Raw genomic sequence first — 13259 nt, forward strand, 5'->3', positions numbered from 1 at the left:
GGCACGCCCGACGGCGCCGTCATCAGGTACGACGACAGGAAGTCCGGCGTGAGGCGGTCGAGCAGCGGCAGCAGGTCGCTGATGCTCTTGTTGCGAGGCAGCCCCATCTTCAGGCAGCCATCGCCGGGGCACGGCGCCGACGCGTCGAGGAACAGCACGCCGCCGCGCACCTGGTGGAGGATGCCGACGGCGAGGTTGGTCGCCACGAACGTCTTGCCGGCGCCGCCCGATCCGGACGTCACGCCGATCACCTTGAGGCGTCGCATGCCGTTACTGCGGGGCCGCCGTGGTGAGGGAGGGCCGGAACACGACGAGGATCTGAGTCTTCTTCGTCTTGTAGTTGTTCGAGCCGAACAGGCTGCCGAACACCGGCACGTACTGCAGGCCGACGTTGCTCGCCCCTGGCACGCTGCCGGCGGCCGATGCGCCGCGGGTCGCCTTGCCCATCGCGCTCATGCCGCCCGCGATCGCCGGCGCGGCCAGCAGGTCGTTGCCCGACACGGCGAAGGGCACGCCCTCCGACGTGGTGAACGAGTAGCGCGACCGCCGCCACACCTCCGGGTCGTACAGGTTGTACTCGAGCGGCACGTTGGTCTCGACCTCGACAGCCGTGACGAACCCGCCGCGGGTGCTCTGCTTCGGCCGCACGGTGAGCCTGATGCCCGTGTCCTTGAGGCCCTTCTCGTCCTTGCGCTTCGGGTCCACCGCCGGGCCGCCGATGAAGACCTCGTTCTCGCCACCGATCGGCGCCGTGACCTTGCCCTTGTAGAGGCTGCGCCCGGACGGCTCGACGCCCCGGCCGTACTCGCCGGTCTTGAACTGCACGCTGGCCTCGAACAGCTCGAGCTCGTAGGTCACCGCGTTCGGTCCGGCCTCCGCGACAGGCGCGGGCCCCGTGGCCGCAGGCGGGACGGTCGCGGCCGGCGAGCCGGGCACGGTGGTGCCGGGCGTCACCGCGGGCGAGGTCGACGGCGCGACGACGGGCGCGACCGGTGGGGGCACGGGGCGCGGCGCCGCCTTCACCGTCACCGTCGACGGCATCTTGGCGACGCGAGCCAGGTTGGTGACGGCCGTCAACTCGTCAGGCGTGCTGACCGTGCCCACCAGGAGCATCTCGCCGCCCAGCTTCGAGATGGACACGCCAGGGTAGGGCGCCAGCAGGGTGCGCAGGTCGGCCTCGACGGTCTGCGCCTCGCGCGTCGTCACCACGAGCGCGATCTCGTGACGCAGGACCTTCTTCTGGTCCCAGATGTTCAGCGTGGTGCGGCCCGGCTTCTTGCCGCGCAGCATCAACTGCTTGCGCCCGCCAGTCGGCTCGTAGCCCGCTGTCGTCGGCGAGCCGAGCACGATGTCGCCCATGGCGTACCCGGGCGTCCACGTCGTGACCTCGTTGACGTAGATCGTCATCTCCTCGCGCACGGGCTGCGCCAGGGCGGCAGTGCCCCCGGCCACCAGCGCCACAAGCGCGAGTGCGGCGAGGCGCAGTCGGGAGAGAGGGAAGAGCATCACGCCTCCTCAGGCTCAGAACAGGCCGCGGCCGACGTCGCGGAACGACTGCAGCGGCCGCGCCTTCGGCTTCACGGGCACGGTCACGCCGAGCAGCTGCATCGGGTCGAGGAACGGCAGGTTCACGGCCGTGTCGTCGAGCGAGGACCGCAGCGACAGCGTGAGGTCGCCGACGTTCTGCGCCAGGATCAGCTCCTGCACGCGGTTGGGCTCGACGAGCAGCGTCACCGTGCGCAGCGAACGCTCCCGCGTCTGCGGCGGGGCAGTGCCGGCCGAGCCCTGCGTCTCGCGTTCCACGCGCTCGCGCCGGAGCTCCTTGTTGACGGCGACGACGAACACGTTCTGCATCATCGTGCGCACCTCCGTCTTCTCGTCGGCGTACTGCACGCGGCCGTTCTGGTACGCCACCGGCCGCCCGAACTCGAAGGTGCCCACGATATCGACGAAGTTGCCGGGTCGGATGAGGCCGCCCACGCCGGTGTCGTCGGTGACGGTGATGGCCACGGCGCGGCGGCCACGAGGCACCTCGAACGAGAGGGCCTCGGCGCCGGCGTCGGCCAGCATGCTGCCGCTCACCTGCGTGCCGGCGGCGATGGGCACCACCGCGACGCGGCCGGCGACTTCCTCGACCGTGGGGAACGTCTGCGGCTGCCGATACTTGCGCGGCACGGCAATCCGCTGGATCTGGCCCTGGTCGATCGCCGTGCCCGCCGCGATGGCGGCGCGGGTGACCACCACGTTCTGCATGTCGACCTCCTCGTACAACTGGCGTTCGATCCCGCGCACGTAGACGTACACGAGGAACACGGCCAGCAGGCCGAGGACGAGGGAGAGGAGGAGCTTGGCGCGACCGGACATAGGAGTGTCGTCTCAGAGAAACAGGTGGCGAGGGGGGATCCGAACGCCGGGCCCTACGTGTCCCAGGGGCAGTCGCCCCAGATGCAGTCCCACGCACACCCGACCGGGTCGTCGACGCAGTCACCGACGTTGTTGAGCGTCTGGGCGGCGCCTTGCATATCCTGCAGGGTCTCCTTGATGCCGAGCAGGTCGGCGCCGGCATTCACGGCGTTGTACCCGAGCCACTCGTAGTAGTCACCCGACCCGAGCTGGTTGATGCCCTCGCCCGCCAGTTCCCACGGAGACCCGGCGTCGAGGCCGCCGCCGGCCTTGGTGCGCTTGCACGGGGGGCTGGACGGCTCGCAGTCGTAGTCGGGATCGCCGTGCTGCTCGACCCAGTGGCTGTAGATGCGCAGGTCTTCGGGCAGGTCGTCCTGCAGCAGGCCCACGCGCGGCACGCGCACCGACTCGATGCCCTGGCTCGTCGACCAGATGACCTTGACCGTCTCGCGGTCGTACTTCGTGTCCTTGTTGTTGTATTCCCAGAACCCGCTCAGCATCTTGCCGTGCACCTCCTGCAACGTGCGCGAGATGCTCCGGTTGGTCAGGTAGAACTGGAACGCCACCGTGAGGAACACCACCCCCAGGAAGGCGATCAGCATCGTCTCGATGGTGGCCTGCCCGCGCCGCCCGAGGACGAGCGACCACGCGCCCTGACGGTTCGTCGCCGTCGGACGTGCCCGACGGGCCTGGCGAGGCAATGACGAATCAGTAGAAGACACGGCGCCACTTCTCGAAGATCGGGTCGTAGTTGCCGCCCTGGAGCGCCGCTCCCGGGGCGAAGTACATCGCCGCGGCGCTGAGGGGTTCCATGCGGACGCGGTACTCGTCCTCGCCGTCCTCGATGTTGCCGCCGACGGGTTTGGCGTGGGCTGCCGCCACCATCTCGGGGATCGCGTCGTCGCCGAAGACGTCGAACGGGTTGAAGATCGGCTTGGCCTCGGGGGCCTTCACGACCCACACGAACGAGATCTCCTCGCCTTCCTTCTCGAACCACTTCACGTAGGTGTACGAGGAGGGACAGTACCCGAAGGGGAAGCAGGGCACGACGTAATTGACGGTGGTCTCGAGGGGCGCGAGGTCGACGAGGCACGGCAGGACGAAGAGCGTGCTCGTCCAGAACGGCTGGTCCTGGCACGCCGTCGGCCGCGACTTGGAAAAGGGCACCTCGTCGTTCACGGCGTCGGCATCGCCCCAGGGACGGTAGCCCTCGTACCACTCCAGTTGTTCCCCGGGGAAGAGGTCCTGCGCGTTGTACCAGGTGACACGTGAGGCCTCGTCGTACGGCAGCTTCGAGTAGCCGATCTGGATGCCGGCGTCGACGAAGTTGATGATCACCGTGCCCACTTCCCAGATCTTCTGGACCAGGCCGTCGAGGCCCACCAGGCCCGCCAGCGGCACGCCGACGCCCGCGATCGGCTCGATGTCGTGACGCCACTCGTTGACTTCGGCCAGGCCGTTCAGGCCGATGGCCATGTTGGTGGCGCCGGTCCACGCCCCGGCATCGGCCACGATCTGCAGCGCCATGCGCCGGTTGATCGCCTGCCCGACGTTGACCATCGTGCCGACCATCACGGTCATCAGCACGAGGAAGCACAGGAAGAACGGCGTCGACTGCCCGCGTTCGCTAGTCATTGTCGCCCCCGCTCGGCCTGTCGCTCTGGGTGTTGGTGGGCGCAAACGCGACGATCTCGAGGCCCTCGGGCTCGAGATACTCGTAGATCGGCAAGCCGAACGGCACGCGGGTCCTCACGTAGTAGCCCGTGGTGAAGCCCTTGATGCCCCACTCGACGGTGACGGGCATCTCGCCGCCTTCGTCGGCATACCAGTTCAGGTTCGCCATCACGGCCTCGGCCGCCAGTTGCGGGCTGTTCCCCACCACGTCGGCCCGCACCGCCGCGAACGCGGCGTACTGGACCATGTACCTCGTGACGGCGAACATCACCAGGTGCATGAGGCCGAAGACGAAGAGGAGCAGGAAGCCCATCATCATCATCGACTCGAGCGTGGCCTGCCCTCGCCGCGCGCGAGCACGACGGGGCAGCCTGAGGAAAGCACGCACGGGCTACCGGCCTACTGGTCGACGGTCGACTTCTTGCCCTCGGAAGCGCCAACCGCGTCCTTGGCCTTGTCGGCCCAGCTCGACGCCGCGGGCTTGACGCGATCCCAGAAGAAGAGGATGAAGGCGATCAGGATGACCGCGGCCATGATGCCGACGATCATCAGGTACTCGGTCGGAGTCTGGCCCTCTTCCCGGCGGAGCCGCCGCGCGCTCACATTGCGTCGAATCGTCCGGATGATGCCGCTGTTGCTCGTGGGTTCCATGCGCTCTCCTCGGCCGTGATGGCCACTACTGACAGACAACGCCCTCTTCGGGCTCAACGAACTCCGGGCACGGTGGCGGCGGCGCATTCTCGTCGCGCGGCGGGCTCGACAGGTGCACCACCATGTGCTCGACCACCTTGACTCCCACGTACTTCATCGTCGGCACCACGATGCCCGTCAGGACGATGAGCATCGCCGTCAACAGCCCGGCGATCATCAGGTACTCGGTCGTGGTCTGCCCACGTCGACCCGCGCAGGCCGGGCTGGCGTGCCCCGAGCAAGGGCGCCCCAATCGCTGGCCCGCAGGGGCGTGCCCTGAGCGAGGGCGACAACGTCGCCCGAGTCGAAGGGTCACAACCCCACCGTCCGCACGCTGCGCGCGAGCGACCTGACCACCTCGACCAGCACCGGCTGGAACATGCCGGTCAGGAGGATCGCCACGGCCGTCAGGATGCCCGCCACCATCAGCCACTCGATCGCGACCTGGCCGACCTCGGCCCTGCGCGCGGTGGAACTGGCTGTCAGCCTGCCGTTCACGTCGTCACCCTCGGGGTTGATTGCTGCGCATCATATGCCGTCGGGGCCGCTTGTCCAGTATCGAGAGTGAGAACCGAGCCGCGGGTCACTCGCGGAGCCCGGCAATCACCCATCCCCGGCCATCGCGCTGCAGGTCGAACACGAACGTCCGTCGAATGCTCAGCGCCTGGCTGCCGTTGGCGTACGCGCCGGTCGTGCCGGCCTGGGTCAACCGGCAGGTCGCCACCGCGTGCTGGGCGTCGCGCGCCTCGACGTCGCAGTCGCCGAGCGTCAGAGGCGCCGAGAAGGCGCTCGTGATGCGCCGCAGGTGCACCTCGTCCACCGTGGGCCACACGCGACGGATGCCCGCCGCGTGCGCGGTATTGCGCGCCGCCACGTAGGCACGCACCAGCGACAGCCCCTCGGCCTGCGGCGCCACAGGGGCGGCAGGCGGCTCCGGCTCGCGACGCTCGGGCGCGCGCTCGACCACACGCGGGGGCTCGGCCACGGCGGGAGCCACGGCGGCCACCTCTCGCGGCGTCGACACGGACGGCGTCACCGCCGCCTGCCTCGAAGGCGCCGGCGGTCGGGGCGCGGGCACGGGTCGGGGTGCGACAGTCGTGCGGGCCGGTGGCGCAGGCACGGGAGACGCCGTGGGAGTCACCGGAGCCGGCGTCTGCGCAGGCGCAGGCGTCGCCACGGCGGGAGCCGGGATTGGCGTCTCTGTGGCTGGCGCGACTGACGAGGGCTCCGTCGGCTGCGCGGCGTCGAGCGCCACCTCGGTGGCCGGCGCGGTGTCGGCGGGCTGGTCAGGCAACGGTTGCGTGGCATCCACGCCGGTCGACCCGAGGGCCACCGGGCCGGGTTCCGCGGGGCCGGAGATCTTCGGCTCCACCGTCCGCGTGAACAGCCCCGAGAGGCTGCCAGACCCCATCATGCGGAACGCCACGAAGGCCGCGGCGAAGCAGCACGCCAGCAACACCATCACGGCCGTGATCAGGATGGCGGGCGGGATGCCCTTGCGCGTCGCCGGCAAGGGTGCCGTCTGGCTACCGGACGGCGATCCGACGACGCCGGGAGCGGCCAACGGAGGGGGCGCGGCCAGTCCGCCGCGAACTGGCGCGGGCGCCGACGATGACGGAATGGCTGGGGGACCTGCCGGCATCGCCAGGGCCGGCGCGGTCGGCTGGGGTTCCACCGCTCGAGCCTGGGCGATCGTCTCGGCGTCCACCGTGACGCGGCCGCCCGACACGGGAGGCCGCGCGCTCGACGACACGGCTGGGAGCGGCACCGGGAGCGGCCCGTCGTCCACGACCGGCACGGCAGGCGACACCGGCAACGGAGGCGGGGGCGGGGGTGCGGACGCGACCGGCGGCGCCGCGGTGGTGATCGGCTCGGTCGCCCCGCCGATGCCGCTCGACACCAGCGGCGCGAAGATCGTTTCGTCCGACAGCGTGTCCGACGTCGCCCCGGATGGGGAAACGGGCGGCGGGACCTGTGGCAGGACGGGTGCCGGGACGGGTGGCACCACGGGTGACGAGGCCGGCGGCACGGCTGGCCTGGCGGGCGCAGCGGCGGCAGGCTGGGTGCGCTCCCTGGCCAGGTGCGCCAGGGCCCGGTCCTCCTGGGCGGCGGTGGCCGACGGCTCGGACGGTGGCCGCGGCGTCGGCACGACGGTCGGCGGCGGGGTGAGCGCCGCAGGCATCGACGGCACCGCCACCACGACCGTGGCGTCGTCGGCGCTCGCCTGCAGGGCGCGGCGGCGCGCGCGCGCCAGGTCCTTGCGCAACGCCTGGAGGTCGGCGTAGCGGTCGTCGGGCCGTCGGGCCATGGCGCGGGAAATGATCCGTGCCAGCTCGGGGTCGAGGGACGGCACCAGCGCCTCGATCGGCGTCGGCTGGGCCGCGAGCACCCGCTGCAGCACGTCGGCGGTGGTTGCCCCCGCGAAGGCGCGACAGCCCGAGAACAGCTCGTACATCACCAGCCCGAGGGCGTAGATGTCGCTGCGCGCATCCACCTCGCCGCCCTCCAACTGCTCGGGCGCCATGTAGGCCGGCGTGCCGATGAGGGTCGGGCCCTCTCCCGCTGCCGAGTCCCTGGCGGCCACGCGGGCGATGCCGAAATCGAGCACCTTGACCAGGCCGCTCCGCGTGATCATCAGGTTCGCGGGCTTGATGTCGCGGTGGATGATGCCGCGCTGGTGGGCGAACCCGAGCCCGTCGGCGACCTCGTCGGCGATATCCAGCTTCCGGATCGGCGAGAACGGCGCGTTGTCGCGGATCAGGACAGCCAGGGTGTCGCCATCGATGTACTCCATGGCGATGTACAGCTGCCCGTCGTGGTCGCCCACGTCGTAGACCGTGACGATGTTGGGGTGCTGGAGCCGGCCGGCCGATTGAGCTTCACGAATGAAGCGGCGGCGCAGGTCCTCGCCGTTGACGCGGAGCAGCTTCAGGGCGACGTGCCGGTCGATGACGGGGTCGCGGGCGAGGTAGAGCACACCCATCCCGCCCTCGCCGAGGAGGCGATCCACTTCGAATCGACCGATGACCGCGGGCACGTCGCTCATGAGCGCTCCTAGGCAACAACGCTGCGGAGGCGGTCGCTGAACACCGGGCGGCGGCGATGCGGCCGGCCCGGGCGTGCGATGCCCTGTGTGGCAATCGTTTACAGTACCGCTGGATACTAGCGTGGACGAGCTTCCAGGACAGATCGGGCCCTATCAGGTCCGGGACCGCCTCGGTCACGGCGGCATGGGCGTGGTCTACCTGGCCTACGACCCGATGCTCGACCGGTCGGTGGCCATCAAGGTCCTCAAGGTCCCCGACGAGGAAACCCGCCGCCGCTTCCTCCGCGAGGCCCGGCTCGCCGCCAAGGTCCACCACCCGCACATCGTCAGCATCTACGCCGTCGGCGAGCATGAGGGCAACCCCTACCTGGCGATGGAGTTCATCGCCGGGCGGACGCTGTCGCAGATCATCAGGAGCGGCGAGGCCATCCCGCTGGCGCGCAAGGTCCACTGGCTGTCCGAGTTGTGCGCCGGCCTCGGCCACGCGCACGACAGCGGCATCGTCCACCGGGACGTCAAGCCGTCCAACCTGCTGATCGCCCAGAACAGCGGCACCCTGCGGCTCCTCGACTTCGGCATCGCGCACGGCAACGAGGCCTCCGGCATGACGATGGCCGGGATGATCGTCGGCACGCCGCAGTACATGTCGCCCGAGCAGATCACCGGGCAGGCCGTGGACGCGCGCAGCGACATCTTCTCGGTCGGGACGGTGGCCTACGAGTTGCTCACCGGCCGGCAGGCCTTCGGCGGCGACAACCTCTATCACGTGTCGCGGCAGATCGTCGGCGAGCAGCCGCGCCCGATCGAGACGTTCGTGCCCGACGTGCCACACGCCCTCGTCAAGACGATCGGGCGCTGTCTGCAGAAGGACCCGGCCACCCGTGCCGACAACGCGCGGACCCTCGAGCGCGAGTTCCTCGCCATCGCGCGACGCCTCGATCCCGAGCACACCCTGATCGTCCTGCCCGCCGAGCCGACCGTGGTGGCGCCGGCCAAGGACGTGACCACCTCGCGCCGCGAGCTGATGCGCGAGGCCGAGGAAGCGATCGCCCAGGGGCAGCTGACCACCGCGTCGGGCCTGCTCCAGAAGCTGGAGTCGGGCACGTCGCCGAGCCCCGACGTGCAGATGCTGCGGCAGAAGCTGCAGGGCCGACGGCTGGAGCTGCGGGTGCACGAGGCCGTATCCAAGGCCGACGACGCCCTGCAGACGGGGTCGATCGAGGATGCGGAGGCCGCCATCGGCGCGCTGGCCGACATCTCGCCCCGTCACGACGCGCTCGAGCGCCTGCGCGGCGCCCTGCAGCAGCGCATCGACGACCGTCAGGTGGCCGCCCTGACGTCCCGCGCCCGCCAGGCGCTGCAGCAGGACCGTTTCGAGGAAGCCGAGGTGCTGATCGCCGAGGCGCTCGCGCTGGCCCCCGACGCCGCCGACGCGCTGGCCGTGCAGCAGAAGATCGTCGACCGCGCGAGGGCCCAGCGGATTGCCCGGCTCGTCGCCCAGGCCAGCCGCGCCCTCGAGCAGGACGACGCCGGCGGGGCCCGGAAGGCCATCGATGCCCTGCTGAAGCTCGATCCCGCGCACCGGGACGTGACTCGACTGCAGTCGCGACTCCAGGCACTGCTGGAGGAGAAGGACACGGGCGCGATGAAGGCCCAGGCGCCGGCGTTGCCAGCGCCGTTGGCATCGCCAGGCCCTGCGGCGCGCCCGGCAGCACCGACGGCGCCGCCACCGGCTCCCCGAGGGCGCACCTCGGGCACCGCCCCGGCGGCCGATGCACTGCTCCGGCACCCGGCGCCCGACCCGCAGACGGCGACGCGTCCGGCCCCAGTGCCAGACCATCCTGCCCCGGCCAGGACCACAGGCCTGCCGATCGCCATCGGCCTCCTGCTCGTGTTGTTGGTGGCCGGCGGCGGCTACTGGTTCGTGGCCATGCGGAAGACGCCCGCCACGCCAGCCGTCGTCACGTCGCCTGCGGCACAGGTGGCGTCGCCAGCTCCCGCGACACCTGCGCCGCCAGTCGTAGCCCCCACGGCCGCGACGACTCCTGCCGAGAACGGGGCGCCCGCGGCGGCCGCCACGCCGGCCGCCGTGCCGGCGTCAGCGACCCCGACGCCCGCGGCGCCGCGCGACCCGTGGGCGCCGTCGCGCCAGTTCGCGGCGGCGGGGCGCTACGACCGGGCGCTGGCGGCCATCGACCAGATGCAGGGGATGCCTGCGGCGCTGATGCAGGAGGAGCGGAATCGCGTGGTCGAGAACGCCCGCCGCCAGGCCCTGGCCGCGCGGCGAGGTGCCGAGGATTTGCGCCTGACTCGCACCCAGCGCTATCAGCAGGGGGTCGCCCGCCAGGACGATGCCGATGGCCACCGCACCGCCGGCCGCCTGAAGTCGGCGGTCGCCGGGTACATGGACGCGCGCGCCCTCTACCTGCAGGCGTTCACCGACAGCGGGAAAGCCGCCCCACCGGTCGTGACGGCCCCCGTGGCGCCGGAGCCGGCGCCGGCCGCCACCCCGCCCCCCGCGCCGCCGCCTGCAGCCGCGGCCGCCGGTCCCGACCTGTCGACGTGGTCCAACGACGAGGCCCGCGCCACGATCTCGCAGTTCTGCGGCGCCTACCTGGGCCGCGACATGGGGGGCCTGAACCGGCTGTACCCCAACATGGGCCCCGAGTGGCGCACCGAGTTCCGCGAGGCGTTCGGGACCACCGGGGAGCTCGTCTGCGTCTTCGAGAACGTGACCATCGTGCGCGCGAGCGACGAGTTCAGCGTCTCGGCACGGCTGCTCACGCAGCTCCCCGGGGGTGACCAGCGCCGGCGCTCGCTGGTGCTGTCTCTGGTGCCCGCACGCGACCGGCTCGTCATCGGGACGATCAGGGTCAGGTGACGGGAACGGCAGTCGGCAGTCGGCGGTCGGCAGTGGACCGTGGGCTGGCCGACGACGGCGTGAACCCCGGCCGCCCCTGCCTCGTCTTCATCCTCGAGTCCGTGCACTTCATCCCAGGATCTTTCCTCTTGCTCCCTTCCTCCGTCGTTCGTGGTCCTTCGTCCTTCTGTCTTCGACATGAGGCATGTGTCATGAGGCATGAGGCATGACCGCCCCAGCCATCGTCCTCGACGGCGTCAGCAAGCGGTTCGGTCACACCACGGCCGTCGACACCCTGTCCCTGCAGGTGCCTGAGTGCGCCATCTACGGCTTCATCGGGCCCAACGGGTCGGGCAAGACGACGACGCTGCGGATGATCATGAACATCCTGCTGCCCGACACCGGCACCATCGAGGTGTTCGGCGACCGCAGCACGGGGGTCGCCCGCGACCGCGTCGGCTACCTGCCCGAGGAGCGCGGCCTCTACAAGCAGATGCCGGTGCGCCGCCTGCTCGCGTACTACGGCGAGCTGAAGGGCGGCAAGCGTGCCGACGTGGAGCGGGAGGCCGACTGGTGGCTCGAGCGACTCGGCCTGCCGGGCGTCGCCGACAAGAAGATCCAGGCGCTCTCCAAGGGCATGTCGCAGAAGGTGCAGTTCATCGCCACGGTGGTGTCGCGCCCCTCGCTTGTGATCCTGGACGAGCCGTTCTCGGGCCTGGACCCCGTCAATCGCGACGTGCTGCGCGACGCCGTGCTCGAACTCAAGCGGCGTGGCACGACCATCGTCTTCAGCACGCACGACATGGCGATGGCGGAGATGATGTGCGACCGCATCTTCATGATCTTCCGTGGCCGGAAGGTGCTCGACGGATCGCTCGACGAGATCCAGTCGACCTACGGACACGACGCCGTGCAGGTACGCGTGCAGGGTGGGGCCGAGGTGCTGCGCGGCATCGAGGGCGTCGAGGCGGTGGAGGATCACGGCAACGCGCAGCAGGTGCGCCTGTCGTGCGATCCGCAGGTCTTCCTCGCCCGGCTGGCGGCACGCACCCCCGTGCAGCGCTTCGAGATCACCCGCCCGTCGTTGCACGACATCTTCGTGGAGATTGCCCGGCCGTCGCCGGAGGAGGACAGGCATGACGCCGAGGAAGCCTGACGCCGTGCCCTTCACGCGCGTCCTGACGATCGCGGCCGCCGAGTTCGAGCAGGCCGTGCGCAGCCGTGCGTTCCTCGCCGGGTTGCTGGCCGTGCCGCTGCTGATGGCGCTCGCCTTCGGCATCCAGGCGCTCACCGCCCGCCGCGACACCTCCGAGCGCCGCTTCGCCATCGTCGACAGGACGGGTGTCATCGGCCCGGTGCTCGTCGAGGCCGCGAGGGAGAGCAATGCCCGCGAGGTGTCGCCCACCGGCCGCCGTACCGGACCGAGCTTCCTGCCCGAGCTCGTGACTGCCGACACGCAGGCGCCCGACGCGCTTCGCCTCGCGCTGTCGGAGCGCGTGCGCACGGGCGACCTGTTCGCCTTCGTCGAGATTCCTGCCGACGTGCTGACGGCGCAGGCCGAGGCGCCGCACCTGCAGTACCACACGGAGTACCCCACCTATCAGGCGCTGCCGGACTGGCTGCGCAAGGAGGTGAGCCGCGCGGTGGCCGACCGGCGACTGGCGAGCCTCGGCGCCGACCCGACGGTGGCGCGGCGGCTGCTCGAGCCGATCCCGCTCGACAGGAAGGGCCTCGTCGTGCGGACGACCAGCGGCGAGGTGTCGGTGGCCGAGAAGGTCGACCCGGTGCGCGCCTTCGCCATGCCGGCCATCACGATGTTCATGCTGTTCGGCCTGGTGATGGCCTCGGCCCCGCAACTGCTCAACAGCGTGATCGAGGAGAAGACGAGCCGGATCAGCGAGGTGCTGCTCGGGTCGGTCGGCGCGTTCCACCTGATGCTGGGCAAGCTCCTCGGCAGCGTCGCGGTGACGATGGTGCTGGCGGTGCTGTACGTGGGCGGGGGGTTGCTGATCGCGGCGCAGGCCGACTACTTCGGCTTCATCCAGTGGGGCCTGCTGCCCTGGTTCGCCCTGTTCCTCGTGATCGCGATCTTCCTCTACGGCGCGATGTTCATCGCCATCGGCGCGGCGTGCAGCGAGGTGAAGGACGCGCAGGGCATGATGATGCCGGCGTTGATGCTGTCGATGTTCCCGATCTTCCTGTGGCTGCAGGTGGCGCAGAACCCCGACAGCCCGATGTCGGTGGGCTTCTCGCTGTTCCCGTTCGCGGCGCCGTACCTGATGCTGCTGCGCATCGCGATCCCGCCCGGGCCGCCGGCCTGGCAGGTGGTGCTCGCCGTCGCCGGTGCGATCGCCACGACGGTCGCGATGGTGTGGGCCGCCGGCCGCATCCTGCGCGTCGGCCTGCTGATGCAGGGCAAGACGGCCAACTACCGCGAGATGTGGCGCTGGATCAGGGCGAAGTAGCGGCAGTCGGGGGTCGGCAGTCGGGGGTCGGCAGTCGGGGGTCGGCAGTCGGCAGTCGGGGGAGCCAGGGCTCAGGGCTCAGGGCTCAACCTTGTTCCTTTGACCTTTGACCTTTGACCTT

Annotated in this window: 12 protein-coding genes and 1 pseudogene; 3 read left to right on the forward strand and 10 right to left on the reverse strand. The window is 70.7% G+C overall.

What is annotated here, in order from left to right; all coding sequences use genetic code 11:
• The 10 genes and pseudogenes from ACIRDX_RS15430 to ACIRDX_RS15475 form a co-directional block, all read right to left on the reverse strand.
• Positions 1-278: pseudogene (locus ACIRDX_RS15430) on the reverse strand (hypothetical protein); the annotation flags it as partial.
• Positions 271-1506 carry a pilus assembly protein N-terminal domain-containing protein gene (locus ACIRDX_RS15435; RefSeq protein ID WP_396626329.1) on the reverse strand — a complete coding sequence of 412 codons (1236 nt, stop codon included), beginning with the start codon at positions 1504-1506 and terminating at the stop codon, positions 271-273. The pseudogene ACIRDX_RS15430 and the gene ACIRDX_RS15435, both read right to left, overlap by 8 nt.
• 15 nt (positions 1507-1521) lie before the next feature.
• Positions 1522-2364, reverse strand: a complete 843-nt coding sequence (gene cpaB, locus ACIRDX_RS15440; protein ID WP_396626330.1) for a Flp pilus assembly protein CpaB — start codon at positions 2362-2364, stop codon at positions 1522-1524.
• Between the two features lie 53 nt (positions 2365-2417).
• Positions 2418-3125: a hypothetical protein gene (locus ACIRDX_RS15445; protein ID WP_396626340.1), complete on the reverse strand. Its 708-nt coding sequence runs from the start codon at positions 3123-3125 to the stop codon at positions 2418-2420.
• The gene (locus ACIRDX_RS15450) at positions 3112-4038 is read right to left on the reverse strand and encodes a Tad domain-containing protein (RefSeq protein ID WP_396626331.1); all 927 of its coding nucleotides are present in this window, start codon (positions 4036-4038) and stop codon (positions 3112-3114) included. The genes ACIRDX_RS15445 and ACIRDX_RS15450 overlap by 14 nt, the downstream gene beginning before the upstream one ends.
• Positions 4031-4465 (reverse strand): TadE family protein, encoded by a 435-nt coding sequence (locus ACIRDX_RS15455; protein WP_396626332.1) that lies wholly within the window; start codon positions 4463-4465, stop codon positions 4031-4033. The genes ACIRDX_RS15450 and ACIRDX_RS15455 overlap by 8 nt, the downstream gene beginning before the upstream one ends.
• A gap of 11 nt (positions 4466-4476) precedes the next feature.
• Positions 4477-4728 (reverse strand): Flp family type IVb pilin, encoded by a 252-nt coding sequence (locus ACIRDX_RS15460; protein ID WP_396626333.1) that lies wholly within the window; start codon positions 4726-4728, stop codon positions 4477-4479.
• A 25-nt stretch (positions 4729-4753) separates the two neighbouring features.
• Positions 4754-4945 carry a hypothetical protein gene (locus tag ACIRDX_RS15465; RefSeq protein WP_396626334.1) on the reverse strand — a complete coding sequence of 64 codons (192 nt, stop codon included), beginning with the start codon at positions 4943-4945 and terminating at the stop codon, positions 4754-4756.
• A gap of 134 nt (positions 4946-5079) precedes the next feature.
• On the reverse strand, positions 5080-5265 hold the full coding sequence (locus ACIRDX_RS15470; protein ID WP_396626335.1) for a hypothetical protein: 186 nt from the start codon (positions 5263-5265) through the stop codon (positions 5080-5082).
• Between the two features lie 85 nt (positions 5266-5350).
• Positions 5351-7813, reverse strand: a complete 2463-nt coding sequence (locus tag ACIRDX_RS15475) for a protein kinase (RefSeq protein WP_396626336.1) — start codon at positions 7811-7813, stop codon at positions 5351-5353.
• Between the two features lie 121 nt (positions 7814-7934).
• On the opposite strand from ACIRDX_RS15475, the gene ACIRDX_RS15480 reads away from it, so the two are divergent.
• The 3 genes from ACIRDX_RS15480 to ACIRDX_RS15490 all read left to right on the forward strand — a co-directional run bounded on the left by ACIRDX_RS15480 (position 7935) and on the right by ACIRDX_RS15490 (position 13138).
• A complete protein-coding gene (locus tag ACIRDX_RS15480) occupies positions 7935-10694 on the forward strand; it encodes a protein kinase (protein ID WP_396626337.1) in 2760 nt (919 codons plus the stop codon).
• Between the two features lie 205 nt (positions 10695-10899).
• On the forward strand, positions 10900-11829 hold the full coding sequence (locus ACIRDX_RS15485; RefSeq protein ID WP_396626338.1) for an ABC transporter ATP-binding protein: 930 nt from the start codon (positions 10900-10902) through the stop codon (positions 11827-11829).
• Entirely contained in the window at positions 11810-13138 is a 1329-nt protein-coding gene (locus ACIRDX_RS15490) for an ABC transporter permease (RefSeq protein ID WP_396626339.1), read from the forward strand. The genes ACIRDX_RS15485 and ACIRDX_RS15490 overlap by 20 nt, the downstream gene beginning before the upstream one ends.
• Positions 13139-13259: the final 121 nt, after the last annotated feature.

The sequence above is a fragment of the Luteitalea sp. genome (assembly GCF_044337415.1).
Taxonomy (GTDB): Bacteria; Acidobacteriota; Vicinamibacteria; order Vicinamibacterales; family Vicinamibacteraceae; genus Luteitalea.